This is a genomic window from Streptomyces amritsarensis, assembly GCF_001953875.1.
Lineage (GTDB): Bacteria > Actinomycetota > Actinomycetes > Streptomycetales > Streptomycetaceae > Streptomyces > Streptomyces amritsarensis.
This window is the reverse complement of the sequence record NZ_MQUR01000012.1, coordinates 77,235-104,120: the sequence shown is the minus strand read 5'-3', so window position 1 is coordinate 104,120 and position 26,886 is coordinate 77,235. Positions and strand designations below refer to the sequence as shown.

Below are 26,886 nucleotides of genomic sequence, written 5' to 3'. Positions count from 1 at the left end.
GGGGGAGCCCCGCCTCGGCCGCGCTCCGGGCGGCCGAGGCCATGCGGGCGGCGTAGTCGGCCGCGGTGAAGGGGGCGGGGCCGGCGGCGTCGGTGTCATCGGTCATACGGGGGATCCTGCCGTGAGCCGTGCGGCGAGGGCGGCGGCCGCGCCGGTCGGGGTGCCGGGCGTGAGCAGTTCCGTACGGTGCACCAGGCGCGGGGCGGACAGCGGTACGGCGGCGCCCGCGCCGGCGGCCTCGGCGACGCGGCGCGGCAGGAGTACGAGGCCGTGTCCGGCGGCGGCCAGGGCGCACAGGGCGAGCAGGTCGGTGCCCTCGTAGCGGACGGAGGCCCGGGCGGCGGTGAGCGGCAGGCCGATGCCGGGGGCGTCGATCCAGCGGGCGTCTGCGAGGTCGTCCAGGCGGACGGAGGCCCGGGCGGCGAAGGGGTGTCCCGCGGGCAGCAGCACGGCCAGCTCCTCCTCCCCCGCGCCGGTCACGGTCAGGGGTGCCACGTCGGGCAGCCGCAGCGGGTCGCTCGGTGCGGCCGGGCCGTCGACGAGCCCGAGGTCGCAGCCGCCGGTGGCCACGGCGGCGGGCACCTCGGCCGGGGGCAGCACGCGCAGGGTGAGCCCGGTGGCGGGCAGGGCGGCGAGCAGTCGGGGGCCGACGGCGAGCGGGGACGCGGCGAGGGTGACGCGGCCGGGTGGGGCGGCGGCCAGCCGCAAGACGTCGGCCCGCGCGGCGTCGAGCCGCAGCAGCAGCGGTCCGGCGTGCTCCAGGAGCCGCAGCCCGGCCGGGGTCGGTGCGACGGGCCGGCGGGTGAGGAGCTCCGCCCGCAGGTCCCCTTCCAGCGCGGCGATGTGCTGGGAGACGGCGGACTGGGTGTAGCCCAGCTCGCGGGCGGCGCCGGAGAAGGAGGCGAGGCGGGCCACGGCGACGAAGGTGCGGAGCAGGTGCGGATCCATGGGTCATCAGGATCACTGATCGCAGGTGCACGAACAATCGTTGGTGCTGAAGCAGGAGCCGGTCACAAGATGATCCGCATGACCACCGCACCCGCCACGCCCACCGGCCCCACCACGCCCACCGCACCCGTCACTCCCACCGCACCCGCCGCGCGCCCGGGGGTGGCGCGGATCGCGCTCGTCGGCGACCGCTCCCCGCACGTGAAGTCCCACACCCGGATCCCGCTCCTCCTCGACGCCCTCGCCGCCCGCGACGGGCTCGTCCTCGACGCCTACTGGATCCCCACCGCCGACGCCGCGGCCGAGGCCGCCTCCGGGACCCTGGCCCGCTTCGACGCGGTGTGGGTGCTGCCGGGCAGCCCGTACGCCAGCGAGGCCGGGGCGCTGGCCGCGATCCGGGTGGCCCGCGAGGAGGGCATCCCCTTCCTCGGGACCTGCGGCGGCTTCCAGCACACGCTGCTGGAGTACGCCCGGTCGGTGTGCGGGCTGGCGGGCGTGGCGCACGCCGAGAACGACCCCGGGGCGGCGGACCCGCTGATCGCCCCGCTGGCCTGTTCGCTCGTCGGCCACGAGGGCGTCGTACGGGCCGAGCCGGGGTCGCTCGCCGAGGCCGCGCTCGGAGCGGAGCGGTCGACGGAGCGCTACCACTGCGCCTACGGGCCCGCTCCGCGGCACCTGCCGGCCCTCACCGCGCACGGGCTGCGGCTGTCGGGGCACGACGAGGACGGGCAGGTACGCGTCGCGGAGCTGCCCGGGCACCCCTTCTTCCTGGCCACGCTCTTCCAGCCGGAGCTCCAGGGCGACGGGAGCAGGCCCCACCCGATCATCAGGGCCCTCGCCGCGGCGGCCACCCGGCACGCCGCCCGCCGCGACGGCGGGGTGACGGCCCGGCTCGCCGCCACCCCGGCCGCGAGCCGGTCGGCCGGATAACGCGTCGCAGGACCACCCCGCAGATCGGCTATGCTGTGCATGCACATCGACGGGCGGTCCTCCGCCCCTCGTGGTGGGTGTAGCTCAGTTGGTAGAGCACCTGGTTGTGGTCCAGNNACCGGACGCCGCGCCCCGGCAAACCTTTCCGGCCACAGCACTAGTCGCGGAGGAAGGCTTCCACTTCGGTGGCGAAGGCCACGGGGGTCTCGTGCGGCGGGTAGTGCCCGGCGCCGGGGAGGGTGTGGATGCGGCAGTTCGGGTACCAGACCTGCCAGGTGGCGCGCATCACGTCGGCGGTGAGCGCGAGGTCGTATTCGCCGACGAGGACGAGCACCGGGACGGTGTTGCCCTTGACGGCGGCGGACAGGTCCAGGGACTGCCAGCTCGCGAGGTAGTCGGCGAAGGCCTCCGGGCGGGAGATCTCCAGGGAGTGGGCGACCATCCGGTCGATCCAGTGGCTGCTCGCCCGGTTGCCGGTGACGAGGTCGAGGATGGCCCGCCGGTTCTCGGGGCTCTCGGCGGCGCCGAAGAAGAGCGCGTGGGCGGTGTCGTCCATCTCGTACGGCGCGGCGGGGACCGGGTTGATCCCGACGAGCTTCTCGATCCGCTCGGGTGCGCGGACGAGGACCTGCTGGGCGGCCTTGCCGCCCATCGAGTGGCCGAGCAGGGAGAAGGTGTCCCAGCCCAGCTGGTCGGCGAGTTCGAGGACGTCGTCGGCGATCTCGGGAAGGGTGTGGCGGCCTGCGACGTCCCGGCGTTCGCCGTAGCCGCGGTAGTCGAGGAAGGCGTAACTGAACCCTTCCGGATCCAGGTGGTCCAGCACGGAGCCCCAGTTGGCGGACGTGCCGAACCAGTCGTGCAGCACGATGACGCGGACGGGTCCGGTGCCGATCCGGCGGTGGGCGATGGCCATGCGTTCTCCCTCGGTGACGGGGGTGGTGACAACCGACGCCGTACGTCATGCCCACCGCGCCTACCATCACACCGTGGACCCGACATCGCGCACGGACCGGCTGGTCATGGGGGACTTCTCGCGGCCGGACGGGGCACGCCACCCCCACCACCCGCGCAGCTACGAGATCACCGCCCCCGGCGAGGCCGGCGAGGTCCGGGCCGTCAGGGAGCTCGGCCGCCGGCTCGCCGCCGCGGCCGGTGACGACCTGTTCGGCTGCTCCTGCGGGGACGACGACGGGACCCGGCACGCCACCCCCGAGTCGAACCGTCTCCTGGACCCGCTGTCCCCCGACGGCATCCCGGCCCGCCACCGCGCCCGCTGGGCGGCCGCGGCTCCGCTCGGGCTGCGCGAGTACGCCGCTGCCCTCGCCGCGGGCGCCGAGGATCCGGCGCCGCCGCGCGGCGTGCCGCTGAGCGTGGCCTTCGGCTGGCTGGGCGCCGTACGGCCGCAGCCGCGCGACGCGGCGTGGCTGCTCGCCGAGCGGGCTCCCCTGCGGCTGCTGGCCGGGGCGGCCACCGCGGAACTGGCCTGGGCGGTGCGGGAGTCGGACCGCGCCGGGCTGGAGGGCGCCGTGCGGTTCTTCGCCGGCGAGGAGTTCACCACCCGCCACCCCAAGCGGCGCCGGGTCCCGGACACCGCCCGGGACCTGCTGCTCCGGCACGCCCGCAGCCACCGCCCCGGGGACCTGGCGGTCCTGGAACGGCGGCTGCTGCGCGCACCGGAGGACCGGATCAGGCGGTCCTGATCGCCGGGTCGGACACGCCGGGGGCGCCGGTCTCCACGTGCCCCGCGAACCGCCGCAGGAAGGTGGTGTCGAGGTCGGAGACGACCTTGACGTCGTACCAGCGGCCCGTGGTGACGAGGCTCACGGTGTGGGTGACCGTGCCTCCGGCCGCGACCCGGAAGGTCTGGGCCGCACCGCCGTAGGAGTTGGTCACGGTGAGGTTGACCGCGGCCGTGCCCGAATTGGTCATCGTCAGGTCCAGGTTGCCGGTGGCACTCGCGTGGCGGGCCGTCACCTCGGGCCCGGCCTTCTTCGCGGGGCCCTTGAAGGTGCGCAGGAAGCCGTTGGGCCCCCACACCGTCAGGTTGATCTGGTTGCCGGTGGAGCTGCTGGTGGACCAGGTGTCCGACAGGGTCTTGCCCGCCTCGACCGTGTAGGGCCACGGGCCGTCCGTGCGGTTGCCCGAGGTGCTGTGGAAGTGGGCGCCCAGGGTCGGACCGGAGGCGAAGGTGAGGGTGAACCTGCCGGTGGAGACGGTGCGGGCGCCGTCCACGTACGGGGCGTAGCCGAGCGCGCGGGTCGGCTTGGACCCGGCCTCCTGCGGCGGCAGGGCGCCCGTGGCGGGCGGCGTCGGGTAGTAGGAGGGGTGGCGGTCCTTGTCCGGCGGGACGTAGCCGGCCGTGGACGGCAGCGCGGCGGGGGCGGCGTCGGCCCGGGTGAAGTCGAACGCCGAGGTGAGGTCGCCGCAGACGGCCCGCCGCCACGGGGAGATGTTCGGCTCGTGCACCCCGAAGCGCTTCTCCATGAAGCGGATCACCGAGGTGTGGTCGAAGGTCTCGGAGCAGACGTAGCCGCCCTTGCTCCACGGGGAGACCACGATCATCGGGACGCGCGGGCCGAGGCCGTACGGTCCGGCCGCATAGCCTCCGCCGCCCGCGTACAGGTCCTTCGACACGTCGGCGGTGGACAGGCCCCACGCGGAGGAGGCCGGCGGGTACGGCGGGACGACGTGGTCGAAGAAGCCGTCGTTCTCGTCGTAGGTGAGGAACAGGGCGGTCTTCGCCCACACCGCCGGGTTCGCCGTCAGCGCGTCCAGGACCTGCGCGATGTACCAGGCGCCGAAGTTCGTCGGCCAGTTGGAGTGCTCGCTGAACGCCTCGGGGGCGGCGATCCAGGACACCTGGGGCAGCGTGCCCGCCGTCACGTCGGCGCGCAGCCGGTCGAAGTAGCCCTCGCCGGCCTTGGCGTTGGTGCCGGTGCGGGCCTTCTCGTACAGGGGGCTTCCGGGCTGGGCATTGCGGTAGGTGTTGAAGTAGAGCAGGGAGTTGTCGCCGTAGTTGCCGCGGAAGGCGTCGTTGATCCAGCCCCAGGAGCCGGCGGCGTTCAGGCCGTCGCCGATGTCCTGGTAGACCTTCCAGGAGATGCCGGCCGCCTCCAGGCGCTCGGGGTAGGTCTTCCAGCCGTAGCCGAGCTCCTGGTTGCCGAGGACCGGTCCGCCGCCCACGCCGTCGTTGCCGGTGTGGCCCGTCCACATGTAGTAGCGGTTCGGGTCCGTGGCGCCGATGAAGGAGCAGTGGTAGGCGTCGCACACCGTGAAGGCGTCGGCGAGGGCGTAGTGGAACGGGATGTCGTTCCGCGTCATGTACGACATGGTCGTGGCCGTCTTGGCCGGGATCCACTTGTCGTACTTGCCGTTGTTGTAGGCCTGGTGGCCGCCGGCCCAGTCGTGGTTCAGGCCGGTCAGGAACTGCATGCCGAGGTCTTCCACCTGCGGGTGGAAGGGCAGGATGTCCTTCGTGCCGTTCGACTGGTGGAAGACCGTCTTGCCGTTGTCCTGGAGCACCGGCCGCGGGTCGCCGAAGCCCCGGACGCCCTTCATCGCGCCGAAGTAGTGGTCGAAGGACCGGTTCTCCTGCATCAGGACGACGATGTGCTCGATGTCCTGAATGGTTCCGGTGGTGCCCTGCGCCGGGATGGCGGCGGCCCGCGCGATGCTGTCGTTCAGCATCGCGAAGGCGGCCGTGCCGCCCGCTATCTGCAGGAACCTGCGGCGGTCGAGTTCTGCCATGGGTTGACGACCTCTGGGGGTGACGGGGGGAGTCGAGGGGCGCCCCAAGGACAGCGGCCCCCGGGTACCGGACGGAGATGCCTTCGTGACAGCGCGCCGTACACCTGGAGAACGGACGGCGTTGCCGTGCGCCGCGACGGCGTCTTCGTACTCATCCGGACCGGGCACCGGACCCCCGCCGCCTGAGCATCCGTACTCAGGCCCCGGGCGCACCCGACTTGCCATCGTGGGCACATGTTCATCGAGCCGTGTGATCCGCCCCGCAGCGCCGGGCCGACCGCCGTCGGCAGCTTCCTGCCCGACGAGGTGCTGTCCTCGGAAGCCCTCCAGGGGGAGGTGGCGCGCCGCAGTGGCCTGACGCTGCCGCCCCGGCTGCTGACGCAGGCCACCGGGATCCGCTCCCGCCGTGTCGCGGGCGAGGGCGTGTACGCCTCCACGCTCGCCGTGGCCGCCGCCCGCCGGGCCCTGGACGCGGCCGCCCTCTCCCCGCTCGACATCGACCTGCTGCTGTTCGCCTCCGCCTCCCGCGACATGGTCGAGCCGGCGACCGCGCACATCGTGCAGGCGGAACTGGGCTCGCGGGCCCACGCCCTGGACGTCACCAACGCCTGCAACAGCTTCGTCAACGGCATCGACCTCGCCCGGTCCATGATCCTCGCCGGGCGGGCCCGGCGGGCCCTGGTGGTCACCGGCGAAACCCCGAGCCGCGCCGTGCGCAAGGACCCGTCCGGGCCGGCGGAGCTGCGCGACGGCTTCGCCGGCTACACCTTCGGCGACGCGGGCGCCGCCGTCGTGGTGGAGGCCGTGGAGCGCGGCGGCATCCTCCACGTGGACTGCGAGACCCACTCGGAGCACTGGGAGGTCGGCGGCATACCGGGCGGTGGTTCGCGGCACCCGCGCGGGGACGCGTACACCTACTTCCGGGGCGACGGGCACGAACTGCGCGGCGTCTTCGAGAAGGTGGGCACCGCCGTCATCGACCGGACGCTGCACCGCACGGGAATGGACTGGGCCGGCTTCGCCAAAGTGCTGGTGCACCAGGTGACGGTCCCCTACCTGGAGCGGTTCGCCGAACTGACCGGGGTGCCTGCCGAGAAGCTGGTGGTGACCGTGCCGGAACTCGGCAACATGGCCAGCGCGAGCATCGGGGTGCAGTTGGACCGGGTGTTCCCGGAACTGGCCGCGGGGGAGCGGGTGCTGTTCGTCGGCCTGGGCGGCGGCATCAGCATCATGACGATGGTCTGGGAGAAGTCGTGAGCCGCATGTGGGTGGTGGTGCCCGCGCACGAGGAGGAGGCCCGGCTCGCGGACACCCTGCGGGCGCTCGCCGCGCAACGCGACCGGGACTTCACCCTGCTGGTCGTCGACAACGCCTCGGCGGACCGCACCGGGGCCGTCGCCCGGGAGTTCGCCGCGCACGCGCCCTTCCCGGTGGAGGTGATCGAAGAGCCCGAGAAGGGCGTCGGCTCCGCCGTGGACACCGGCTTCCGCCACGCGATCGCGCGCGGGGCGCGGCTGCTCGCCCGCACCGACGCCGACTGCCTGCCGCGGCCCGGCTGGACCGCGGCCGCACGGACCGCGCTGACCCGCCGCCCCGGGCTGGTGTGCGGGCGGATCACCGCCCGCCGCGACGAGCACGGCCCGCTGGGCCGGGCCGGTTTCACCGTGCTGGTGGCGCTCGCCGCGCTCTTCGGCCGGCTGCGGCCCCGGCACGCCCGCCGGCACGGCTTCCGGGCGCCGTACCGCATGCACGCCGGGAACAACATGGCGATCACCGCCGATCTGTACCTGGCCGTCGGCGGCATGCCCCGGCGCCCCTCGCCGACCGACCGGCTCTTCCTCAACGCCGTACGCCGCCACACCGATCGCATCGTCCACTGCCGGGAGATGGTCGTGGAGAACTCGACACGGCGCCTGCGGGCCTACGGGCTCGCCGGCACCGCCCGCTGGTACCTGGACCAGGGCAGCGGCACGCACGGAACGGACGACCCCCGCTGATGCTGGACCGACTCGACCACGCGCTGCGCAGCCGCCCCGAGCGGCCCGCCGTACTGACCGCCACCCGTACCGGCGCACCGCGCGTGCGGGCCACCCGCGGTGAACTCGCCGAGCTGGCGGACGCGTTCGCCGCCGCCCTGCACGCCCGCGGGCTGCGCGCCGGGGACACCGTCGGGGTCGCCGTCCGCCCCGGGCCGCGGGCCCTCGCCGTCCTGCTCGCCCTGTGGCGGCTCGGCCTGCGCGGGGCCGTCCTGGACCCGGGCGCCGGGCCCGACGTCCTGCGCGCCCGCCTTACGCTGGCGCGGCCCGCCCTGGTGCTGGCAGACGCGGCCGCGCAGGCGGTGGCGGGCTGGGCCCGGCCGCTGGCCCGCCGGGCCGGGCTCGCGCTGCCCGAGCTGGCCGGGCTGGGGCCGGTGGCGACGGTCGGGCCGCGGCTGCCGGGGTGCGCGCCCGCGCTGGACCTGGGGGCGCCTCGGCTCGGCGTCCCCGCGCACGCCTGCGCGGACGCGGACGCAGACGCGGTGATCGTGTTCACCTCCGGGACCACCTCCCGGCCCCGGGCGGTGGTGCACACCCGGGCGAGCCTGTCGGCGGGCATGGCCACGGTGTCGTCCCTCTTCGACGCCCGCGGGGACGAGCCGGTGCTCGGCGGCACCTTCTTCGTCCTCGTGCCCTCGCTGACGCGCGGCGCCCCCGTGGCCCTTCCGGCCGCGGGCAACCGGCTGCTGGCACGGCAGTTGCACCGGCTCAGGCCCTGCGACACCTATCTGACCCCGCCCCGGCTGCGGGACGCGCTGGGCGCCGGCGCCCGTTTCCACGGCCGGGTGTGGACGGGCTCCGCACCGGCCGGCGCCGGCCTGCTGCACCGGGTACGGGAGGCGGGCGCGGCCGAGGCGTGGGGCGTGTACGCGCTCACCGAGCTGTTCCCCGCCGCCGCGGTCGAGTCCCGGGAGAAGTCCGCCTTCGACGGGGCCGGAGACCTGGTCGGGGCCCCGCTGCCCGGCGTACGGGCCGAACGGGACGGGGACGGGCAGCTGCTGCTGTCCGGGCCGGCGGCCCGCCACCGCTACCTCGGGGAGGAGCCCGACCCGTGGGTGCGTACGGGCGACCGGGCGCGGCTGGACGGCTCGGGCCGGATCGTCCTGGAGGGCCGGTGCAAGGACATGGTCCTGCGCCGGGCCGAGAACATCTACCCGGGCCTGTACGAGCCCGCCCTGCACGTGCCGGGGGTGGAGCTGGCCGTGCTCGTCGGGATCCCGGCGGGCGACGGCGACGAACGTCTCGTCGCCGTCGTGCAGCCGCAGCGCGGCACGGACGAACCGGCCCTGCGCGCGGCCCTGTCGGAGCCGGTCGCCCGGATGGGCACGGCCCGCCCCGACGAGGTGCTCCTGGCGCGGATCCCGCTGTCGGGGCGCTCGCGCAAACCGGACCGTGCGGCGACGGCCGCCCTCGCGGCGCGACGCCTGGGCCCGGCCGTGACGCCCGGTCCCGGCGTGCGCCTGCCGGCGCCGTGACCCCAGCAGCCACCCCCGCCGAGCAACCGCACATCCGGCCCGGTCCCCCACCGCCGGTCCAAACCCGCACCCCGCAGCCGGGCCAGGGCCGCGACGCCGTCTCTCCCCCACCCGTCCCACGGAGGTACCGCACTGATGAGTCCCGTGTCCCACGCCCGGGCCCGGCGCCGCGACCGCCGGGTCTACCTCGGCGGACACCCGGTGCTGTTCGGGTTGCTCGCCGCGACGCGCGGCCGGCCCGTCCGCCGTATCGGCGCCACCCTGCTGGTGCACGGCACGGAGGCCTACCGGCAGGCCCTGACGCGGCTGCCGCTCGACCGGACGGCCGCCGGTACGACGGGCGGTGCGGCGCGCGCCGCACTCGCGGGCGACGGGGGTGTGCTCTTCGACCAGGAGGGCAGCGGCCACCGGTCGGACCGCCGGGAGCTGGCCGCCGGACTCGGCGCCGCCGGTGTGGAGGACCTGCGGGCCCTGTGGCAGCCCCTGCTCGTGCGCCGTCTCGCGCCCCTCGCCGGGGGCGGGGAGGTGGACCTCGTCGAGCTGGCCCGGGAGCTGTCCGGGACGGTGGTGTGCGCACTGCTGGGCTCCGGCGCCGACCCGTACGAGGTCGCGCGGGCCGCCGCCGAGGCCGCGGCCGCCTCCGTACGCAGCCACCTGCCCGGCCCGCGCCGCCCCCGCGCCGAAGCCGCCGCGGCCCGGGCCGCCGGACGGTTGGGCGGCCTGCTGGCCCCGGGGCCGGGCTCGCCGGCGGCCGGTGCGTGCGCCGGCGAGGCGGGAGCAGACGGCCGTGCGACGGACCGGCGGGGACCGGCACGGCACGGGTGCGGGCCGGACCCCGCCGCGCAGGCGGGCATGCGCGGGCACGGCCCGGACCGCGCCGAGGGCGCACTGGCCGCGATGGTGGCGGTGGCCGCCGTGAACACCACGGTCGCGGCGCTGCCGCGGTCCGTGGCCTGGTGCGCCGACGCCGGACTGTGGGACCAGGCCAACGACGGGGCGCTGCGGCCGGCTTTGGCGGCCGAGCTGCTGCGGGTGACGGCGGCCTCGCCGCTGCTGCCGCGCGTGGCCGCCGCGGACGGCACGGTCGGCGGCTGCCCGGTGCGGGCCGGCGACCGGCTGCTGCTGGTCGCCCGGCACGCGGCGGACGCGCACCGGCGCGACCCCGACGCCCGCCGGCCCGCGCAGCCGGCCCTGTCCCGGCTGGTGTTCGGGGCCGGGGCGCACGCGTGCCCCGGGGCCCGGCTGGCGTCCGTCCAACTGGCCGACGTACTGGCGGCGCTGGCCCCGTACCGGCCGGTGGTGACGCGGGCCCGGGTGGACCGGGGCGCGGCGCTGCCGGGCTGGCGGACGCTGCGCGTACGGGCGGCATCGTGATCGCGGTCACGGGCGCGAGCGGCTTCTGCGGCGGGCACGTGGCGCGCGCCGCCGCGGCGGCCGGCGCGCGGGTGGTGGGCCTGGGGCGCAGCCCGGGCCCGGTGGGCGGGCACCGCTTCTGGGACGCGACCGCCGGCGACCCGGACCTCACCGGCGTGGACGCGGTGGTGCACTGCGCGGCGGCGGTCGGCGACCCCTCCCCCGGTTCCGCGGCGGAGGCGCTGATGCACGAGGTCAACGTCGTCGGCACCGAGCGGCTGATGCGGGCCGCGGCGGGCCGGCCGGTGGTGTGGGTGAGCAGCGCCAGCGTCTACGATCCGCGGCTGGACCGCTCCCTGGTCGGCGAGGACCATCCGCGCGCCGGCCAGTTGAACGCCTACGGCCGTACGAAGGCAGCCGGCGAGGCCCTGGCGCTGGCGGCCGGGGCGGTGGTGCTGCGCCCGCGTGCCGTGTACGGCCCGGGCGACACCACGCTGCTGCCGCGGCTGCTGTCACGGGTCCGCGCCGGGATCCTGCTGCTGCCGGGCCCGGACGTGCGGCTGAGCCTGACGGCGGTGGAGAACCTGGCGGAGGCCTGCCTCGCGGCCGCGGCCTGGCCGCCGGGGGCGTACAACGTGGCCGACGGGCAGCCGTACGGGCGGGACGCCGCGGTCCGCGCGGTCCTGGACGCGCACGGCGTCCGGGCCCGGATCCGGCACCTGCCGCTGGGGCTGGCCCGTACGGCGGCCCGGGTCGCGGAGGCCCTGCCGACCGCCGAGCCGGCCCTCAGCCGCTACGCGGTGGACCAGTTGGCCCACCCGGTGGTCCTGGACCTGACCCGGGCCCGCTCCCGGGGCTGGCTTCCACGCCGCACCCTGGCGGACCACCTGATCGGATCGGCGGCACTTGTACCGGACTCAGATGAACCAGCCACTATGCGGGCTTAGCGGGAACATGTGAACGAAGGACCGGCGCAGCCCCCGCCAGCTCACAGTACGTGTGCATGCCAGGCCGGTGTTACCTGCAACTTCGCCGGTCAGCCGCCTTCGAAGATCTGCGGCTGCTGCATCCCGCACCGCTCGGCCCCCTCTGCTCGGGACAGCCCGAGCCCGCCTCAGGCCGCTGGGGCGACGATGGTGACGGTGGGTTCTTCTCCGCCGGCGAGGTGCACGTCAACCGTGAGGTCCAGTGCGCGGGCCAGACGCATGATGACGGCGATGGGCGGCAGCTCGGTGGCCGTCTCGATGCCCTCGATGTCATCGACGTCGACGTGCATGCGCTCGGCGAGGTCGGCCTCGCTCAGGCCCAGTTGCTTACGCCGGTCGTAGACGGCCTTGCCCAACGTCATGGCGAGGCCGGCCTCTTCGTAGACCCGGTCGTACTCGGGGTCAGCGTCCAGGTGTTCGCCCAGCAGCTGGCGGTGGCGACGGGTCCTCCATTCGCTGTGGTTCACCGGTTCTCCTTGAGGTTGCGGCTGTAGAGGTCGTGCTCGGCGGCGGCTTCATGCTCCGCCTCGCACAATCGCTGTGCGGCGTGGGCGCGGTCCACTTCGGCCTGTTCGCGCATCTTGGTCTTGCGGAAGACGGTGAGTAGCACGACACGTCGGCCGGGCGCCAGCCAGTAGGTGATCCGCTGATGGGCATCGCCGAGGCGGAAGCGCAGCTCGCGCAGCTTGCCGCCCAAATGGCGGGAGTGCGGTTCATCGAGCATGGTGGGCTGCTCGGCAAGCAGGTCGGCGACGCGTTCGGCCTGCTTGTAGTGCTGGGCCGGAATGTCCTCCAGCCACAGCCGTACCTCCGGCTCGATCTCGATCGAGTACCGCCCGCTGTCCATAGCGCCGATGGTATAGGGCGCGGGGTGCGAGAACGCTGACGAGTAGCTGAGGTCGTGTGCCGTCGCCGCGACGGGAGCCACTCCGGCGTCGCACACCCCAATGCTCCCTCTCGCCCTGATCCGGCGGCGGCGGTGCCGCAAACCAGCGGCAACCGGCCGGGTCAGCGCAGGGCGCCCTGCCGCGCCTCCGCCCGGGATTCCCGGACGGGCGTACCGATCTCTGCTCTCAGGATGGCGGAGAAGCTCTCCGCGGTGTCGCCCCCCTTGACCAGCCCCCGCAAAACCCCAACCCAGGACGCCACAACCGACTCTCACCACCGCTGGCACCAACCCGAGAGATCGCAGCGCGGCGGTGATCTACCGGGACGGCAGCCGGACGTCAAGCTACGACTTGACGGGGCCTGTCGCGTGTCCGTCAGAGGCACCCGTACCGGCCGCCGGGGGGCGCTGTGCCTTGTCGATGAGTACGTCGAGGAGGGAGAGCAGGGACGCGCGGACGTCGGTGCGCGAGCGGGCGTCGAGCATGAGGACGGGGGTGTCCGGGTCGCGCAGGTGCAGCGCGGCCCCGATCTCCTCGGCGGTGTAGGGCTGTTCGCCGTGGAAGCAGTTCGCGCCGACCACGAAGGGCAGGCCGCGGCTCTCGAAGAAGTCGACGGCCGGGAAGCTGCGGTCGAGGCGCCGGGTGTCGACCAGGACGATCGCGCCGAGGGCGCCGGCCAGGAGGTCGTCCCACATGAACCAGAAGCGTTCCTGGCCGGGTGTGCCGAACAGGTAGAGGACGACTCCGGCGTCGGTGAGGGTGATCCGGCCGAAGTCCATCGCGACGGTGGTGAGGGTCTTGGACTCGATGCCGTCGAGGTCGTCGACGCCGACGCCCGCGGCCGTCAGCCGCTCCTCCGTGCGCAGCGGTTCGATCTCGGAGATCGTCTGCACCAGGGTGGTCTTGCCGACTCCGAATCCCCCGGCGATGAGGATCTTGACCGGGGCCGGTTCCCGGGACGAGGGCGGGGCGGGCGTGTCATATCCGGGCAAGGTTGTCCCTGATTCTCATGAGCAGGTTGACGTCGGTGGTGTCGGAGGCCGCCAGGGGCGGCCGGTGGTCGATCAGCCCGCGGTCGGCGAGTTCACCGAGGAGCAGCGTCATCGGTGTGAGGCGGATGTTCATCCGCGCCGCTATCTCCGCGACCGCGCGGCCGCCCGGCGGCGCGCACATGACGAGGATCTCCTGCCACTCGGTGGGCAGTCCCCCGTGCGCGTCGCCGGCGACCGCCGCCGTGATGGTGGTGTCCATGGTCAGGACGGTGTGCTCAGCGGCTGTACGGCCGTCGGTGAGGGCGTACAGCCGCGTACGGCGGCGGCCTGCGGGCTGCGGATCGTCCTGCGGCATCAGGAGTTCGGCGTCTGGCCGCGCTCGGGGGTGCCCAGCCATTCGCCGAGCGCCTGCGCAGTGCGTACGGCCTCGCCGCCCAGTTCACCGAGGCGGGCCTTGCGGGAGGTCACCACGATGAGCGTGCTGCCTTCACCGCAGCCGACGATGCACAGGTACCTGTCGTCCATCTCGACGAGCTGGCGGATGACGCGGCCGCCGTCGATCTCCCGGGATATCGCCTTCATCGTGGAGGCGATGCCGGAGGCGGCGGCCGCCATGCGCTCGGCCTGGGGCTGGTCCAGCAGGTAGTCGCTGAGCCGGATGCCGTCGTTGGACAGGAGCACGGCTCCCTGGATGCCGGCGATCCTGCTCAGGTTGTTGTCGAGGACGCTGTAGATCGCGTCGTTGGATGCCGCGGTGTTCGATGAGGTGGTCATGGCTGATCCCGTCGGAGCTCTTCTTCCACTGTCTGGGTCCCCTGTTCGTAGTCCGCCCAGGCGTCGGCGACCTCTTCCGGTGTCGCGGTGTCCTGGGGGACCTGTGTTTCCGGCGCGTGGGGCGCGCGCAGTTGGTCGGCTATGTGGGTCTGCGGGACGCGCTCGGGGAGGGCCGGCCGCGCGGAGGCGGCGGCCGGGGCCGGCGGGGCCGCGAGTGCGGTGGCGGGCGCGTGCCGGGGCGTCTTGGTACGGCGGCTGGGCAGTCCGGCGCTGGTGTGCGCCACAGGCTCCGGCTCCGGCTCCGCCACCGGTTCCGGCTCCGGATCGGTCCCCTGGTGGGGCTCGGGCACGAGGTGGGGCTTGGGCCCGTGCTCCTCGGCGGGGGCCGGAGCGGACTCGGCGGCCGGCGCCGCGGCAGAGGCCGGGACGGCGGCCACGGGGGCCCCTTCGCGGCGGGCGGGCCGGTGAGGGGTCTGCGCCCCGCTCGGCCGCAGCAGTTCGGCGGGCAGGACTACCACGGCGCAGGTCCCCCCGTACACCGAGCGGCGCAGGGTGACCGTGGCGCCGAGCTGGTCGGCGAGGTGGCCCACGACGAAGAGGCCGAGCCGGTGGGCGTTCTGCGCGAGGACGGAGTACGGCGGGGCCTGGTGCAGGCGCCCGTTCATCTCCTCGTACCGCTCGGGGCTGACCCGCGGACCGCGGTCCTCGATCTCGACCGACAGGCCGTCCGCGACCAGTTCGGCGCGGATGACCACCTTGGACTTCGGCGGGGAGAACCGGGTGGCGTTGTCCAGCAGCTCGGCCAGCAGGTGGCTGATCTGGCTGATGGCGCTCGGTTCCACGCTGGTCTCGTCCAGGGCCTGCCGCTCGATGCGCCGGAAGTCCTCGACCTCCGCGGCGGCTTCGCGCAGCAGGTCGGCGACGCGCATGGGCTCGGTGTGCGGGTCGGGCACCTCGCCGCCCGCCAGGATCAGGAGGTTCTCGATCTGGCGCCGCATGCCGACCGTCAGCTGGTCGGACCGCATGAGCTGGGCGAGCAGCGCCTCGTCGTTGCCGAAGGTGTCCTGGAGGTTCTCGGTGAGGCTCAGCTGGCGGCTGACGAGGTTCCCGGTGCGGGAGGCGATGCCCGAGGCGAACAGGCCGAAGCCGTGGCGCTCGGCGGCCAACTGGCGGTGTCCGTCCACCGACACGGCGACGGCCCGGGCGAACGCGTCGCTGATGCGCCCGACCTCGTCCCGGTCCCCGCTCACGGCCGGCAGGGCCGCCGGGTCCACGCTCTGGCCGCGCTGGAGGCGGGAGACGACGTCCGGGAGGGTCTCCTCGGCCACGGTCACGGTGCGTTCGTGCAGGTCGTGCAGGCGGCGCAGGACCGAGCGGGTCGTGAAGACGACCACGACGACGACGGCGAGCAGTCCGCCGCCGCTGCCGGCTATCAGCCAGGCCACCTCGGCCTGCAGCTCGGCCGCCTTGGCCTCGCCGCGGGCGAGCACCGAGCGCGCGAGGTCGATGTTGAGCGTGGTCATCTGCACGGAGAAGTTGGCGTGCGCGGACGACCAGCCGCTCACCTCGGCGGGGAGTTTGATGCCCGAGACGGAGTCCTTGTGCCCGGAGAGGACGGCGTTCTCGATGCGCGTCTTCTCCTGCCAGTCCTCGGAGCCGACGACCCGCTCGTAGAACCGCTCGTCCCGCGCCGTCAGATGCGGCACGATCAGCGCTTCGTGCAGGTAGCGCTGGGCTCCCAGGGAGCTGACGAACTGGTCGTAGCCGACGAAGCTCAGTTCCCCGGACGGCCCGGCGAGGGCCAGGACGGTGTCCTCGCGCGCCACCATCTCGGTGGCCTGGAGCATCGAGACGACGGGGCGGCTCGCCTGGGCGAGTTCGGCGTCCTGCGCGTGGCTGAACTCCTGCTGGTAGACCTGGATGACCTTGCCGATGACCTCGGAGTAGTAGGCGAGGGTGCTGTCGGCGGCGCCGCTGCGGGTGTCGGCGCGCTGGCGGTACGCGGCCAGTTTCTCGAGCTGCCGGGTCACTTCCGTGAAGGACCGCGAGGGGTCGTCGGCGAGCGCCCGGAACTCGGCGGCGGCCGAGTCCGTGGCGGCGCGCCGGATGCGCAGTTCGCCCTCGGAGCCGGCGGTACCCGCCCACAGGGAGGCGGTCGCGGTCCGCTCCGCCTGCATGTCGACCATCAGCGTGTAGAGCGGTGCGCCGATCCGCTCGGCGACCTCCACGTCGGCCCGCAGCTGGGCCGACTGCTCCAGCAACCGTTGTGCGGACACCGTGACTTGCGTGCCCATCGCCACGGTGGGGACCACTGCCAGCCAGATGAGGAGGGTGCGCAGGCGCACGTTGCGCCACCGACGCGGCGTCGACCGCCCTCTTACGCCTTCGGGTTCTATGGGAGACATCGGTCCTCGGGAGCGGGGGCGTGGGGACGTCATGGGTGGCCGAACGGCCGGACCGGGCACGGCACTGCGGAGGGGACGGCCACAACCGGTGCGGTCGTGACGGGATGTGAGGGGGCGATCATAACCAGACAGACGGAAGAAACGGAGAGGTGTCTTCACGGGCCGACCGTGCTATCCCCGCCGGATCACCCCAGGCCAGAGACCGGATCGGAATCGAACCGCGACGTCCTCGACACCATGGCCGTCCGGTTCCGGCCGATTGCCGCTCCGGTCGCACCGGGCAGGGGGCGGGGTGACCATGGAGGGACGGTGCCCGCGGCTCGCGCCCTGCGGTCCGCGGCCTGCCTTTTCCCCGCGGTAAGGAAGACCCATGAACCGGCGCACACGGCTCCTCGTACTCGGTCCCCTCGTGGCCGCCTCCTTCGCCGCCGCCCCCGCCGCCCTCGCGGTCCCGGACGCCCCGGCGGCCGCCATCCCGGCCGCGACGTGCTCGACCTCAGGGGTCCTGGAGAACGGCAGGGTGCACCTGTCCGGCGGCGGCTTCACCCCGGGGCCGGCCTACGTGTACGGGTCGGCCGGCTTCGGCGGGACGGTCGAGATCGCCCAGAACGGCGGTTTCCAGGTCATGAACGTGCCGCCCGGCCAGTACACCGTCCGCCAGGGCGGCGAACTGACCCGGTGCAGCGGCTGAGCGGGCACGCGAACGGGCCCTCCCGGCCCGTGTGGGGGCCGGGAGGGCCCGTCGACGTCCTGACCGGCCTACGCGGACCTGCGCGGGCCTGCACGGCCGAGCAGCCCTGACGGGGCGTCCTGAGGGTCAGCCCATCAATGGAGCCGCGACCCCCTGAAGGGCGGCTCCGCCGTGCCCCATGCGAAGACATACGGGTCCGCTCCGCCCGAGTACGAGCATGCGATCCCGACATCAGGCAGGTCGAACTCCTCTCGCAGCCACCCATCCATGGCGACGGCGGCGACCTCCGGCCGGTAGTCGCTCAACGGGTAGTCGAGGGAGACGACCTCGATGCACACACCTCCCGGTTTTTTTGTGCACAACTCCTCAGACCTGATGGAGACTGCGAAGCAGAGCCAAACGAGATCCTCCCAATGCACACCCGACTCAGGGAGCAGGAGGCGCACGCCCCGATGGATCTGCACGAATGGAGCCGAGGCCTTGCCAGGCGGCTCGGCCTGAGCCGACAGGTCGGCCGCCAATCCGCCGAACGGGCTCCTGAGTCGGTATTTGAAAGTTCGAATCATTTACTCAGTCCACAAACTTGAGGAGATGGAAGACACCACGGCTGCATCAGTTCTCGACCCCATACCGGTGGGCAGCGGACACAGTCGAAGTTGTGCGGCTGCGCCCCGGCCTCGCTGTAGATGCGACTGCGCTTCTCGAAGAACTCACCCATCTTGTCCGGGGCCATCTTCGTGATGTCGACCTTTCCTCAGTGCCGTCCGGCTCGGTACGGCGGGCGAGCCTGCCTTCGGGCGTGTACTGAAGCTCCAGGCGGCAGCCGGCGCCATGGATGATGCGTGTGGGGCTCCCCTCGGCGTCGTACGAAGGTGATCCGGTCCCCGTGACGATGAAAGCGGCCGAGTCCAGCCCACCCACCTCGAACTCTCGTTTCAGATGCTGCGGCCTGCAGAGTTCTCGGGAACGCCCCGCCGGACGGCTTCCCCGACCCTGTCAGTCGACAATGAAACGGTCGCCCTCGTGATCATGAGGGACGACCGTTTCCTTGTCACGACGAACGAGCACTGCGCAGACGGCGCGCGCGAGAGCCCCGGAATCCATCGATGTCCGGGGCTCAAGGCGTCTTGGGGGACGCGGCCCTCTAAAGCGACCGCACCTGTCAGCTCTCGGCAGGGGTCAGGCGCAGCGAGATGCTGTTGATGCAGTAGCGCTGGTCAGTGGGCGTCGGGTAGCCCTCGCCCTCGAAGACGTGGCCCAGGTGGGAGCCGCACTTCGCGCAGCGGACCTCGGTGCGGACCATGCCGTGCGAGGTGTCGGCGAGCAGCTCGACGGCGTCGGTGTCCTTGGGGTCGAAGAAGGACGGCCAGCCGCAGTGCGAGTCGAACTTCTCCGAGGAGCGGAACAGCTCGGCCCCGCAGCCGCGACAGGAGTAGACGCCCTCGGTCTTGGTGTCGGTGTACTCACCGCGGAAGGCCGGCTCGGTGCCTGCGAGGCGCAGCACCTGGTACTCGGACGGGGTCAGCTCCGCCTGCCACTGCTCGTCCGTCTTCTCGACCTCGTACGACATGACTCTTGCGCTCCCTCGTTCCGTCAGCTGGAAAGGCGGGCGAGGATCGCCGGACCGAGGTCCGTGACGTCTCCCGCGCCCATGGTGAGAACGAGATCGCCGGGCTTGGCCATTCCCGCGATGACGTCGGCGACGGCCGCCTTGTCGTGCTCGGCGGTGACGTCGGCGCCGGCGGAACGGGCGGCAGCGATGATGATGTCGCTGGTCACGCCGGGGATCGGGTCTTCTCGGGCGGGGTAGATGTCCAGGACGACGGAGGCGTCGGCGAGGGCCAGGGCCTGGCCCATCTCCTTGCCCAGCTCCTGGGTGCGGGAGAAGAGGTGCGGCTGGAAGACGACCAGGATGCGGGAGTCGCCTGCGGCTCCGCGGATGGCCTCCAGGTCGGCGTTCATCTCGGTGGGGTGGTGCGCGTAGGAGTCGATGACCTGTACGCCGGCGGCCTCGCCCTTGAGCTGGAGGCGCCGCTTGACGCCGGTGTACTTGCCGAGCGCGGAGGCGAGGTTGTGCGCGGGGATGCCGAGGGCCACGCCGGCGGCGAGGGCCGCGACGGCGTTGTGGGCGTAGTGGCGGCCGGGCACGGAGACGGTGAAGGTGAGCATCCGGCCGTCCAGGACCACGGTGACCTCGCTGGTCAGGCCACGCGGGGTGATCTTGGTGATCCGGATGTCGGCGCCCTCCTCCTCGCCGTAGGTGACGACGGTCAGGCCGTCCCTGCCCGCGACGCGGCGGGCGATCTCGGCGGCGCCCTCCTGGCCGTGGGCGACGACCAGGGTGCCGCCGGGCACGACCTTGCCGACGAAGGTCTCGAAGGACTCGTAGATCTCCTCGATCGACGCGTAGTTCGCGTGGTGGTCGAGCTCCGCGTTGAGGATGATCGCGACCTGCGGGGTGTACTTGTGGAACGTGCGGTCGCTCTCGTCGGCCTCGGCCACGAAGATGTCGCCCTCGCCGTGGTGGGCGTTGGAGCCGGGGGCGTCGAGGTCGCCGCCGATGGCGTACGAGGGGTCCAGGCCGAGGGCCGAGAGGGACACCGCCAGCATCGAGGTGGTGGTGGTCTTGCCGTGCGTACCGGCGACGGCGATCGGGCGCAGTCCGTCCATCAGCGCGGCGAGGGCGTCGGAGCGGTGCACGACGGGGATGCCGAGCTCGGCGGCGCGGGCCAGCTCGGGGTTGTCGGCGCGGATGGCGCTGGAGACGACCACGCAGGTGGAGTCGGCGGCGAGGTGGTCGGCCGCGTGCCCGCCGTGGACCGTGACGCCGTGGGCGCGCAGCGCCTCGGCGGTCTCGGAGTCACCGCGGGCGTCGCTGCCGGCGACCTTCCCTCCGCGCTGGGCCAGGATCTTCGCGATGCCGGACATTCCGGCGCCGCCGATGCCGATGAAGTGGGGCCGTTCCATGGCGGTCGGCAGGCCGGGCTTCATTCAGGTCGCTCCAGGATCGAGTGCGGTGCTTGTGTGCGTCGGGCTCTGGGGCCCAAGCCTATTCGTTGTGGGCGAAGAGCTTGAGCACGGGAACGCCGACCTTGTGGCGCGCCCGGGAGGCCCAGTCCCGGTGGAAGAACTCCTCCACGAAGTGCGGGGAGGTCAGGACGATCACCTCGTCGGCGCCGGTCTCGTCCACGACGGCCTGCAGCTTGTCGAGCGGGTGCTTCTCGACGATCTGCCCCACGGCCTTGGCGCCCTTCTGGCGCAGGGCGTTCAGGGAGTGCGCGAGGGCGTGCGCGGCGGGGCCGAGCGCGTCCTCACCCTCGGGTTCGTCGCCCTCGCGGATGGCCTCGGGGAGCTCACCGAGCGCTACGTCGTCGATGGCGCGCAGCAGTCGGTCCTGGTCGCCCCGGGGCTGCATGAGGACGACGAAGGAGACCGGGTCGTCTCCGTGCAGGCTGGTGACGAAGTCCACGTCCACCGTGGTCAGCGGCTGCTCGATCATCAATACGCTCGTGAACACGGACGCCCTCTCCTTCATGGGCCGAGGCCGGCCGGCCGGCCCCTGCGGAAACCATCCTGCCCCGCTCTCGCACGGGGCCTGCGCAGGTATATGTGCCCAGCGGAAGCAAAGCGGAACGGGAAATTCCGCCCCTTGTCAGATCCGACGGTAGCTCGTGAACAGGAACCCGGCCTCCTCCAGTACGCAAGCGGGCGCCAGCCGGTGCGGAACCGTGACGGAAGGACCTCCGGCGATGCGCTGGGCGCCGCCCGCCGTGAGCGTCGGGGAGATCGTCAGGCACAGCTCGTCCAGCACGTCGGCGGCCACGAACTGGCCCAGCAGCCGGGGTCCGCCCTCGGTGAGCTGGCGGCGCAGCCCGCGCGCGGCGAGCTCCCGTACGGCCCGGGCCGCGTCCACGGCCGCGCCCTCGCCCGCCACGACGACCTCGGCGCCGGCGGCCTGCGCCTCGGCCACCCGGTCGGAGGGCGCCGCGGCGCCGGTGACCACCAGGGTCGGCACCAGCGGGGAGGTGAACAGGGGCAGCGAGAAGTCCAGGTCCATGCTCGCGGTGACCACGGCGATGGCGGCGGCCGGGCCCTGTCCGGCGGCCTCGCGGCGGGCGGCGAAGGCCTCCCGGGCGCGGGCCGGCCGGTAGCCCTCCTGGCGAACCGTTTCCGCGCCGACGACGACCACATCGGCCAGCGCCCGCAGGGTGCCGAAGATCCGCATGTCGCTCTCGCCGGAGATGGGCTGCGAGCGGCCTTCGTGCTGGGCCGCGCCGTCCAGGGTGGAGACCATGTTGGCGCGCAGCCAGTGGGCGTCCGCGGCCAGGGCTGGGTACGCGTAGGCGTCCGCGAGCTCGTCGAGCGACCACTGCCGGTCCGTCCCGTCCTGGCTGCGGGCTGGTGTCTGATCGGTCACAGGGAACAGGCGTCGCATCGGTGCAGTGTGCCACGCCCCGTAGAGTTAAGGGCTGTGTCGACATCACTCTCCACCTCCGGTTACACCTCCGGCCGGCCCCCGATAGCCGACGCCGGGCCGCAGGCCCTGTGCGCGCGCGAGCCGCGGGTTCCCGCCGAGCGGCTGGTGGCCGAGATGGTGCCGCCGCCGCGGTTCGACTCCGTCCGCTTCGACACCTACAACCCCGACCCGGCCCAGCCGAGCCAGGCCGAGGCCGTCACCGTGCTGAACGGCTTCGCCGCGGGCCTGGGCGGGGCGCACGCCAGCGGCGCCGGGAAGAAGCGGTGGTTCTCCAAGAAGCCGGCGGCCCCCACCGCGCCCCGCGGGGTCTACCTCGACGGCGGCTACGGCGTCGGCAAGACCCACCTGCTCGCCTCCCTGTGGCACGCCACCCCGGCCGAGCCCGCGCTCAAGGCCTTCGGCACCTTCGTGGAGCTGACGAACCTGGTGGGCGCGCTCGGCTTCCAGCAGACCGTGCAGACCCTGGGCGGGCACAGGCTGCTGTGCATCGACGAGTTCGAGCTCGACGACCCGGGCGACACGGTGCTGGTGTCCTCGCTGCTCAGCCGCCTGGTCGAGCAGGGCGTGGCGCTGGCCGCCACCTCCAACACACTGCCCGGCAAGCTCGGCGAGGGCCGCTTCGCCGCCGCCGACTTCCTGCGGGAGATCCAGGGGCTGTCGGCGCACTTCCGGCCGCTGCGGATCGACGGCCAGGACTACCGCCACCGCGGCCTGCCGGAGGCCCCGGCTCCGTTCTCCGACGAGCAGGTCGCCAAGGCCGCGTACGCGACCGAGGGCGCGAGCCTGGACGACTTCCCCGGACTGCTGGAGCACCTGGCCCGGGTGCACCCGAGCCGGTACGGCGCGCTGACCGACGGGATCACGGCCGTCTGCCTGACCGATGTCGGCCCGGTGCCGGACCAGTCGACGGCGCTGCGGCTGGTGGTGCTCGCCGACCGGCTGTACGACCGCGAGGTCCCCGTCCTGGCCTCCGGTGTCCCCTTCGACAAACTGTTCAGTGAGGACATGCTGAACGGCGGTTATCGCAAGAAGTACTTCCGCGCCATATCGCGGCTCACCGCGCTGGCACGCGACGCGAAACCCCTGGTGTCCCAGTAGGTTTGGGAGCGCCGGGCCCCCTGTCGGGAGCCCGGCCGTTTCCCACCATCTGCGAAGGGACCACCATGGCCACCACGCGTCACGCGCACACCGTCTGGGAAGGCGACCTGCTCAAGGGCAAGGGCGTCGTCAGCCTCGACTCGTCGGGCATCGGTTCGTACGACGTCTCCTGGCCCGCGCGCTCCGAGGCGGCGAACGGCAAGACCAGCCCGGAAGAGCTGATCGCGGCCGCCCATTCCAGCTGCTACTCGATGGCGCTCTCGCACGGCCTCGCGGGTGCGGGCAACCCGCCCACCCGCCTGGAGACCAAGGCCGACGTCACCTTCCAGCCGGGTGAGGGCATCACCGGCATCCACCTGTCCGTCGAGGGCACGGTCCCGGGTCTGGACGAGGCCGCCTTCCTCGCCGCCGCCGAGGACGCCAAGAAGAACTGCCCGGTGAGCCAGGCCCTGACGGGTACGACGATCACCCTGAGCGCCAAGCTCGTCTGATCCGGGAGTCCGGCGCCCGGGGTTCGGCGTCCGGCGTCCGGCGTCCGGCGTCCGGCATCCGGCATCCGGCGTCCGGGAGTCCGGGTCACCGGCGGGGTGCGGGCCGCACGGCGCGGCCCGCACCCCCGGCGTGTCCGTCAGGCCGTCGCCAGCTGCGGGATCAGCCGCATGGCGTTGTCGTGGTAGATCCCACGCAGTTGCTCTGGGGTGAAGGCGGGGTCCGTGTCGAGGGCGGGCAGCGCCAGGTCCATCACCGTGTCGGCGGGCGCGGCGGGCCAGTCCGTGCCGAACAGGACGTGGTCGGCCGGCACGTGCTCCAGCAGGGTCGCCGCGGGTGCCATGGGGCCCGCGGTGTCGTAGTAGAAGCGGCTCAGGTGGTCGCGGACGGCGGCGGGCTCGACGCTCGGTTCGCAGAACCGCCCCAGCGCCTGCAGGCGCGTCGCGATGTAGGGCAGGAAGCCGCCGGCGTGCGGCAGGACCACCGAGACGTCCGGGAAGCGGTCCAGCGTCCTGCGGCTGATCATGTTCACCGCGGCCCGCGTGGTGTCCAGGAGGAAGTCGCACATGAAGTTCGGGATGCCGGGGACCGTCGACGCGCCCGGCGCGCACCCCGGGAGGTTGTGCGGGTGGGTGTCGACCACCGCGGAGCGTTCGTTCAGCTCGTGGAACAGCCGGTCGTAGGAGGGGTCCCCGAGGTAGACGCCGCCGTAGTTGGCGGTCACGTTGACGCCGACGGCGCCGAGCTGCCCGAGGCCGCGGCGCACCGCCCAGGACGACGCCTCCTGGTCGTCCAGGAAGAGCGGCACGTAGTACGAGAACCGTCCCGGGTGCGAGGTCGCCACTTCGATCATCGACTGCAGCGTGATGTTGATCGCCTCGCGCAGCTGGGCCGACGAGCGGTAGCGCGCCGGCAGCATCGGCTTGAGGACGGCGGTGGTGATGCCCGCGTCGTCCATGAAGCGGATCGCCGCTTCCGTGTCCAGGCCGGTCCACGGCGGCAGTTGCCCGGGCGTGATCAGATCGTGGTGCACGGCCCACTCGCGCCACTCCGGTGCGCAGAAGTGGTGGTGCATGTCGATCTTCGAGTGGACCGTGCCCGCCGTGTCCGGGCCGGGCGCGGAGGGGCCCCGGGCGATCCTGATGACCTCGCTGGTGCCCACCGCGGCGATGCGCAGTTCGTCCGCCGGCGTTCCCAGGAGCCGCACGGGGGTACTCACGGAATCCGTCATGCCAATCCACCGCCCATCGGGTCTGGGTCACTTTCCGGAGGCCACGCAGGCCAGGGTCGGCTCGCCGGGGTCGTCGTCGGGGTCGTCGTCGGGGCGCGAGGGCTCCAGGACGATCCGCAGGTGCTCCAGCCCCCGGAACGCCGCCACCGGTCCCTTGAGCCACGCGCCGCGGGTCTCCTCCAGGTCCGCCGCCGCCATGTCCGGGAACTCCCGCAGCAGGCAGGAGAGCGCGATCTCCAGTTCGAGCCGGGCCAGCGGGGCGCCCAGGCAGTAGTGGGTGCCGTGGCCGAAGCCGAGGTGTGTGCCCTGGAGTCCCTCGCGCGTCACGTCCAGCTCGTCGGGCGCGTCGAATCTGTCGGGGTCCCGGTTGGCCGAGGAGATCGCGATCTGCACCAGGGAGCCCTTGGGGATCACCGTGTCCCGGATCCGGGCTTCCTCGGCCGCGTACCGGAAGGTGGAGGTCTCCACCGACCCCTCGAAGCGCAGCATCTCCTCGACCGCCCCCGGAATGAGCCCGGGGTTTTCGCGGAGCCTGGCCGCCTGGTCCGGGTGGAGCAGCAGGTTCAGGACGGAGTTGCCGATCTGGTAGGCGGTGGTCTTGTGTCCGGCGAAGAACAGGACCCACAGCGACGCGACCAGTTCGGGGTCTTCCAGCCGTTCCTCCGCCTGGAGGAGGTCGCTGAGGAAGGTGTCCGACGGGTGGTCGCGGGTGTCCGAGATGAGCCGTTCCAGCCGGTGCTGGAGCCGTTCCTCGGCCGCTTTCAGCTCCGCCCTGCGGCTGGGGTCGAACCGGGAGCGGGTCACCACGGCGAACTGCTCCAGGATCTCCGGGCGGTCGTCCTGGGGGATGCCCATCAGTTCGCACAGGACCGCGATCGGCAGCGGGAACGCGAACGCGGCCATCAGGTCGACCGTGCCGGCCCTGCGGCACTCGCTGAGGATCGCCTGCGCGATCTCGGTGATCCTCGGACGCATCTGCTCCACCCGCCGCGGGGTGAAGGCGCTCCGCAGGATGCGGCGCAGCCGCGTGTGCCGGGGCGGGTCGGAGAAGAGCACGTTGTCGTCGAGGGCGTCGAAGAAGCTGCCGTACACCGCGTGGTAGGTGTCGATGGCGCCGCGCATGTCCTTGCTGAACCGGGGGTCCGACAGCGCGTCGCGGGCGTCGTCGTGGCGGGTGATCAGATACGTGTCGACGCCGTGGGGCGGGGTCAGCCGGCACACCGGGGCCTGCTCGCGCAGGGCCGCGTACATGGGGTGGGGGCACTGCCGGTACTCCGGCGCGCCCCTGGAGACGGCCGACACGATGTCGTGCAGTCCTCCGTCGCCGTTCGGTGCCGCATCCCGCTGCGCCATGTTCCGCACCCTCCGTCGCACTCCGCCGTGGCTGTGGCCGTGGCCGTCGCAACGGCCGTCCGCGGACTCACCGGTTCCCCGTGCCGGTGCGCCGCGAAACGGCGCCGCTCCCGTTCGGGTGAGCCGCCGGCGCCGGTGGCCGGGCCGCCGGTGTACGGAGGTCCGGCCGGCGGTTGGCCGGGGGACGGCGGGCCGGCCGCCCGCCCGGCCGCCCGGTGAGCACCCGCCCGGCCGCCCGGCGACCGCCCGGCGGCCGTCGGCCGATCGGCGGTCGTCCGTCCGTGCCGTGTCCGCGGCGGACGCGGGGCGGGTACGGCGGCCGGCGGGAAGGGCTGCTGTGCCACCAGCCAGTCCGTCACGAGGAGCCCCGCGCATGGCCCGACGTCTCACCCCCGCCCTCATCGCAGCCGCGTCCCTCGCCCTGGCGGCCGTCGCCGCACCGACGGCCTCCGCCGACCACGGTCCGGCCACCGGCCGGGCCCTGGCCGACCGGGCGACCGCGTACGGCGCTACCGCCCGGTACCAGGTGCACGCCAACGCGGTGGCGGACGGCTACGTGCCGGACAAGTACTGCGTCTTCGACAGGGTGGGCCGGACCGGCGCGCTCGGCTACCCGCACTTCAACCACGCGTACGACAACTCCGTCGACCCCACGAAGCCCGCCGCGCTGTACTACGAGGACGACGGGCGCGGCGGCAAGCGCCTCGTCGGGGTGCAGTGGCTGGTCTACGACCGCGACCAGAAGCTGACCACGGACGAGGACCGCCCCACGATGTTCGGCACCGCGTTCAAGGGCCCCAAGCCCGGCAACTTCCCCGGCCAGCCGGTCCACTACGCCCTGCACCTGTGGCTGTGGAAGAAGAACCCCCGCGGCCTGCACGAGACCTTCAACCCGGCGGTGGCCTGCCTCCCCGGCACCACCCGGCCGTAGGCCGTCCCTCGCCGGGCCCTCCGGGGCCGTGTCCGGGGCCGTTCGGCCCCCGCCGGCCCCTGTCGGTCGGCCGGAATCGGCTG

At 73.3% G+C, this 26,886-nt stretch carries 27 protein-coding genes; 11 read left to right on the top strand and 16 right to left on the bottom strand.

Annotation, left to right across the window (positions count from 1 at the left end):
* Window positions 1-102: 102 nt before the first annotated feature.
* Entirely contained in the window at window positions 103-948 is an 846-nt protein-coding gene (locus AVW11_RS08345; protein WP_076043649.1) for a LysR family transcriptional regulator, read from the bottom strand.
* A 78-nt stretch (window positions 949-1,026) separates the two neighbouring features.
* On the opposite strand from AVW11_RS08345, the gene AVW11_RS08340 reads away from it, so the two are divergent.
* Window positions 1,027-1,878: a CTP synthase C-terminal region-related (seleno)protein gene (locus AVW11_RS08340; RefSeq protein ID WP_079250560.1), complete on the top strand. Its 852-nt coding sequence runs from the start codon at window positions 1,027-1,029 to the stop codon at window positions 1,876-1,878.
* 157 nt (window positions 1,879-2,035) lie between these two features.
* Here the strand turns inward: AVW11_RS08340 and AVW11_RS08330 are convergent, their stop codons facing one another.
* Window positions 2,036-2,791 carry an alpha/beta fold hydrolase gene (locus AVW11_RS08330; RefSeq protein WP_060179816.1) on the bottom strand — a complete coding sequence of 252 codons (756 nt, stop codon included), beginning with the start codon at window positions 2,789-2,791 and terminating at the stop codon, window positions 2,036-2,038.
* 73 nt (window positions 2,792-2,864) lie between these two features.
* On the opposite strand from AVW11_RS08330, the gene AVW11_RS08325 reads away from it, so the two are divergent.
* Complete coding sequence (locus tag AVW11_RS08325; protein WP_143568822.1) at window positions 2,865-3,578, top strand: hypothetical protein; 714 nt, start codon at window positions 2,865-2,867, stop codon at window positions 3,576-3,578.
* Here the strand turns inward: AVW11_RS08325 and AVW11_RS08320 are convergent.
* Complete coding sequence (locus tag AVW11_RS08320) at window positions 3,565-5,625, bottom strand: phosphocholine-specific phospholipase C (RefSeq protein WP_060179818.1); 2,061 nt, start codon at window positions 5,623-5,625, stop codon at window positions 3,565-3,567. The two genes, AVW11_RS08325 and AVW11_RS08320, sit on opposite strands and share 14 nt — an antisense overlap.
* Window positions 5,626-5,859: 234 nt before the next feature.
* Between AVW11_RS08320 and AVW11_RS08315 the strand changes: the two genes are divergently transcribed.
* The 5 genes from AVW11_RS08315 to AVW11_RS08295 all read left to right on the top strand — a co-directional run bounded on the left by AVW11_RS08315 (window position 5,860) and on the right by AVW11_RS08295 (window position 11,436).
* Entirely contained in the window at window positions 5,860-6,882 is a 1,023-nt protein-coding gene (locus AVW11_RS08315) for a 3-oxoacyl-ACP synthase III family protein (protein ID WP_076043647.1), read from the top strand.
* A gap of 5 nt (window positions 6,883-6,887) precedes the next feature.
* Window positions 6,888-7,622, top strand: coding sequence for a glycosyltransferase (locus tag AVW11_RS08310; protein WP_076043646.1), 735 nt, complete (start codon window positions 6,888-6,890; stop codon window positions 7,620-7,622).
* Entirely contained in the window at window positions 7,622-9,136 is a 1,515-nt protein-coding gene (locus AVW11_RS08305) for an AMP-binding protein (protein WP_076043645.1), read from the top strand. Before AVW11_RS08310 ends, AVW11_RS08305 begins: the two co-directional genes overlap by 1 nt.
* A 135-nt stretch (window positions 9,137-9,271) precedes the next feature.
* Window positions 9,272-10,510, top strand: coding sequence for a cytochrome P450 family protein (locus tag AVW11_RS08300; RefSeq protein WP_076043644.1), 1,239 nt, complete (start codon window positions 9,272-9,274; stop codon window positions 10,508-10,510).
* A complete protein-coding gene (locus AVW11_RS08295) occupies window positions 10,507-11,436 on the top strand; it encodes an NAD-dependent epimerase/dehydratase family protein (RefSeq protein ID WP_240528148.1) in 930 nt (309 codons plus the stop codon). Before AVW11_RS08300 ends, AVW11_RS08295 begins: the two co-directional genes overlap by 4 nt.
* Before the next feature lie 167 nt (window positions 11,437-11,603).
* Here AVW11_RS08295 and AVW11_RS08290 read toward each other — a convergent pair whose 3' ends face one another.
* From AVW11_RS08290 to AVW11_RS08265, 6 genes are all read right to left on the bottom strand, one after another.
* Window positions 11,604-11,942, bottom strand: a complete 339-nt coding sequence (locus AVW11_RS08290; protein ID WP_063898570.1) for a helix-turn-helix domain-containing protein — start codon at window positions 11,940-11,942, stop codon at window positions 11,604-11,606.
* Entirely contained in the window at window positions 11,939-12,322 is a 384-nt protein-coding gene (locus AVW11_RS08285; RefSeq protein ID WP_060179823.1) for a type II toxin-antitoxin system RelE/ParE family toxin, read from the bottom strand. Before AVW11_RS08285 ends, AVW11_RS08290 begins: the two co-directional genes overlap by 4 nt.
* Before the next feature lie 384 nt (window positions 12,323-12,706).
* Window positions 12,707-13,354, bottom strand: coding sequence for a GTP-binding protein (locus AVW11_RS08280; protein WP_076043643.1), 648 nt, complete (start codon window positions 13,352-13,354; stop codon window positions 12,707-12,709).
* Complete coding sequence (locus tag AVW11_RS08275; RefSeq protein ID WP_030847759.1) at window positions 13,341-13,709, bottom strand: DUF742 domain-containing protein; 369 nt, start codon at window positions 13,707-13,709, stop codon at window positions 13,341-13,343. The genes AVW11_RS08280 and AVW11_RS08275 overlap by 14 nt, the downstream gene beginning before the upstream one ends.
* Window positions 13,709-14,128 (bottom strand): roadblock/LC7 domain-containing protein, encoded by a 420-nt coding sequence (locus tag AVW11_RS08270; RefSeq protein ID WP_030847754.1) that lies wholly within the window; start codon window positions 14,126-14,128, stop codon window positions 13,709-13,711. Before AVW11_RS08270 ends, AVW11_RS08275 begins: the two co-directional genes overlap by 1 nt.
* Window positions 14,125-16,473: a sensor histidine kinase gene (locus AVW11_RS08265; RefSeq protein WP_240528147.1), complete on the bottom strand. Its 2,349-nt coding sequence runs from the start codon at window positions 16,471-16,473 to the stop codon at window positions 14,125-14,127. Before AVW11_RS08265 ends, AVW11_RS08270 begins: the two co-directional genes overlap by 4 nt.
* A 430-nt stretch (window positions 16,474-16,903) precedes the next feature.
* Here AVW11_RS08265 and AVW11_RS08260 point away from each other — a divergent pair, with 430 nt between their 5' ends.
* On the top strand, window positions 16,904-17,224 hold the full coding sequence (locus tag AVW11_RS08260) for a hypothetical protein (protein WP_076043641.1): 321 nt from the start codon (window positions 16,904-16,906) through the stop codon (window positions 17,222-17,224).
* Between the two features lie 134 nt (window positions 17,225-17,358).
* Here the strand turns inward: AVW11_RS08260 and AVW11_RS37090 are convergent, their stop codons facing one another.
* The 5 genes from AVW11_RS37090 to AVW11_RS08235 all read right to left on the bottom strand — a co-directional run bounded on the left by AVW11_RS37090 (window position 17,359) and on the right by AVW11_RS08235 (window position 21,659).
* The gene (locus AVW11_RS37090; RefSeq protein WP_143568821.1) at window positions 17,359-17,562 is read right to left on the bottom strand and encodes a hypothetical protein; all 204 of its coding nucleotides are present in this window, start codon (window positions 17,560-17,562) and stop codon (window positions 17,359-17,361) included.
* An 824-nt stretch (window positions 17,563-18,386) separates the two neighbouring features.
* Entirely contained in the window at window positions 18,387-18,794 is a 408-nt protein-coding gene (gene msrB, locus AVW11_RS08250) for a peptide-methionine (R)-S-oxide reductase MsrB (protein ID WP_076043639.1), read from the bottom strand.
* Window positions 18,795-18,817: 23 nt separating this feature from the next.
* A complete protein-coding gene (gene murC / locus AVW11_RS08245; protein ID WP_060179826.1) occupies window positions 18,818-20,215 on the bottom strand; it encodes a UDP-N-acetylmuramate--L-alanine ligase in 1,398 nt (465 codons plus the stop codon).
* Window positions 20,216-20,273: 58 nt separating this feature from the next.
* Entirely contained in the window at window positions 20,274-20,741 is a 468-nt protein-coding gene (locus AVW11_RS08240) for a hypothetical protein (RefSeq protein ID WP_037915327.1), read from the bottom strand.
* A 135-nt stretch (window positions 20,742-20,876) separates the two neighbouring features.
* Window positions 20,877-21,659, bottom strand: coding sequence for a pyrimidine reductase family protein (locus AVW11_RS08235; RefSeq protein ID WP_030847737.1), 783 nt, complete (start codon window positions 21,657-21,659; stop codon window positions 20,877-20,879).
* An 84-nt stretch (window positions 21,660-21,743) separates the two neighbouring features.
* Between AVW11_RS08235 and zapE the strand changes: the two genes are divergently transcribed.
* Window positions 21,744-22,799 (top strand): cell division protein ZapE, encoded by a 1,056-nt coding sequence (zapE, locus tag AVW11_RS08230; RefSeq protein ID WP_420713484.1) that lies wholly within the window; start codon window positions 21,744-21,746, stop codon window positions 22,797-22,799.
* 65 nt (window positions 22,800-22,864) lie between these two features.
* Complete coding sequence (locus tag AVW11_RS08225) at window positions 22,865-23,290, top strand: OsmC family peroxiredoxin (protein ID WP_030847731.1); 426 nt, start codon at window positions 22,865-22,867, stop codon at window positions 23,288-23,290.
* A 137-nt stretch (window positions 23,291-23,427) separates the two neighbouring features.
* Here the strand turns inward: AVW11_RS08225 and AVW11_RS08220 are convergent, their stop codons facing one another.
* Together AVW11_RS08220 and AVW11_RS08215 are read right to left on the bottom strand one after the other, a co-directional pair.
* Window positions 23,428-24,507, bottom strand: coding sequence for an amidohydrolase family protein (locus AVW11_RS08220; protein WP_225884957.1), 1,080 nt, complete (start codon window positions 24,505-24,507; stop codon window positions 23,428-23,430).
* A 39-nt stretch (window positions 24,508-24,546) separates the two neighbouring features.
* A complete protein-coding gene (locus tag AVW11_RS08215; protein ID WP_076043638.1) occupies window positions 24,547-25,872 on the bottom strand; it encodes a cytochrome P450 family protein in 1,326 nt (441 codons plus the stop codon).
* A gap of 373 nt (window positions 25,873-26,245) precedes the next feature.
* Between AVW11_RS08215 and AVW11_RS08210 the strand changes: the two genes are divergently transcribed.
* The gene (locus AVW11_RS08210) at window positions 26,246-26,803 is read left to right on the top strand and encodes a hypothetical protein (RefSeq protein WP_060179829.1); all 558 of its coding nucleotides are present in this window, start codon (window positions 26,246-26,248) and stop codon (window positions 26,801-26,803) included.
* Window positions 26,804-26,886 lie beyond the last annotated feature (83 nt).

What these genes read in the sequence shown, in the direction of transcription:
- AVW11_RS08345 (WP_076043649.1), bottom strand. Translation starts at nt 948, where the DNA reads ATGGATCCGCACCTGCTCCGCACCTTCGTCGCCGTGGCCCGCCTCGCC.
- AVW11_RS08340 (WP_079250560.1), top strand. Translation starts at nt 1,027, where the DNA reads ATGACCACCGCACCCGCCACGCCCACCGGCCCCACCACGCCCACCGCA.
- AVW11_RS08330 (WP_060179816.1), bottom strand. Translation starts at nt 2,791, where the DNA reads ATGGCCATCGCCCACCGCCGGATCGGCACCGGACCCGTCCGCGTCATC.
- AVW11_RS08320 (WP_060179818.1), bottom strand. Translation starts at nt 5,625, where the DNA reads ATGGCAGAACTCGACCGCCGCAGGTTCCTGCAGATAGCGGGCGGCACG.
- AVW11_RS08315 (WP_076043647.1), top strand. Translation starts at nt 5,860, where the DNA reads ATGTTCATCGAGCCGTGTGATCCGCCCCGCAGCGCCGGGCCGACCGCC.
- AVW11_RS08310 (WP_076043646.1), top strand. Translation starts at nt 6,888, where the DNA reads ATGTGGGTGGTGGTGCCCGCGCACGAGGAGGAGGCCCGGCTCGCGGAC.
- AVW11_RS08305 (WP_076043645.1), top strand. Translation starts at nt 7,622, where the DNA reads ATGCTGGACCGACTCGACCACGCGCTGCGCAGCCGCCCCGAGCGGCCC.
- AVW11_RS08300 (WP_076043644.1), top strand. Translation starts at nt 9,272, where the DNA reads ATGAGTCCCGTGTCCCACGCCCGGGCCCGGCGCCGCGACCGCCGGGTC.
- AVW11_RS08285 (WP_060179823.1), bottom strand. Translation starts at nt 12,322, where the DNA reads ATGGACAGCGGGCGGTACTCGATCGAGATCGAGCCGGAGGTACGGCTG.
- AVW11_RS08275 (WP_030847759.1), bottom strand. Translation starts at nt 13,709, where the DNA reads ATGCCGCAGGACGATCCGCAGCCCGCAGGCCGCCGCCGTACGCGGCTG.
- AVW11_RS08270 (WP_030847754.1), bottom strand. Translation starts at nt 14,128, where the DNA reads ATGACCACCTCATCGAACACCGCGGCATCCAACGACGCGATCTACAGC.
- AVW11_RS08260 (WP_076043641.1), top strand. Translation starts at nt 16,904, where the DNA reads ATGAACCGGCGCACACGGCTCCTCGTACTCGGTCCCCTCGTGGCCGCC.
- msrB (WP_076043639.1), bottom strand. Translation starts at nt 18,794, where the DNA reads ATGTCGTACGAGGTCGAGAAGACGGACGAGCAGTGGCAGGCGGAGCTG.
- murC (WP_060179826.1), bottom strand. Translation starts at nt 20,215, where the DNA reads ATGAAGCCCGGCCTGCCGACCGCCATGGAACGGCCCCACTTCATCGGC.
- AVW11_RS08235 (WP_030847737.1), bottom strand. Translation starts at nt 21,659, where the DNA reads ATGCGACGCCTGTTCCCTGTGACCGATCAGACACCAGCCCGCAGCCAG.
- AVW11_RS08225 (WP_030847731.1), top strand. Translation starts at nt 22,865, where the DNA reads ATGGCCACCACGCGTCACGCGCACACCGTCTGGGAAGGCGACCTGCTC.
- AVW11_RS08215 (WP_076043638.1), bottom strand. Translation starts at nt 25,872, where the DNA reads ATGGCGCAGCGGGATGCGGCACCGAACGGCGACGGAGGACTGCACGAC.
- AVW11_RS08210 (WP_060179829.1), top strand. Translation starts at nt 26,246, where the DNA reads ATGGCCCGACGTCTCACCCCCGCCCTCATCGCAGCCGCGTCCCTCGCC.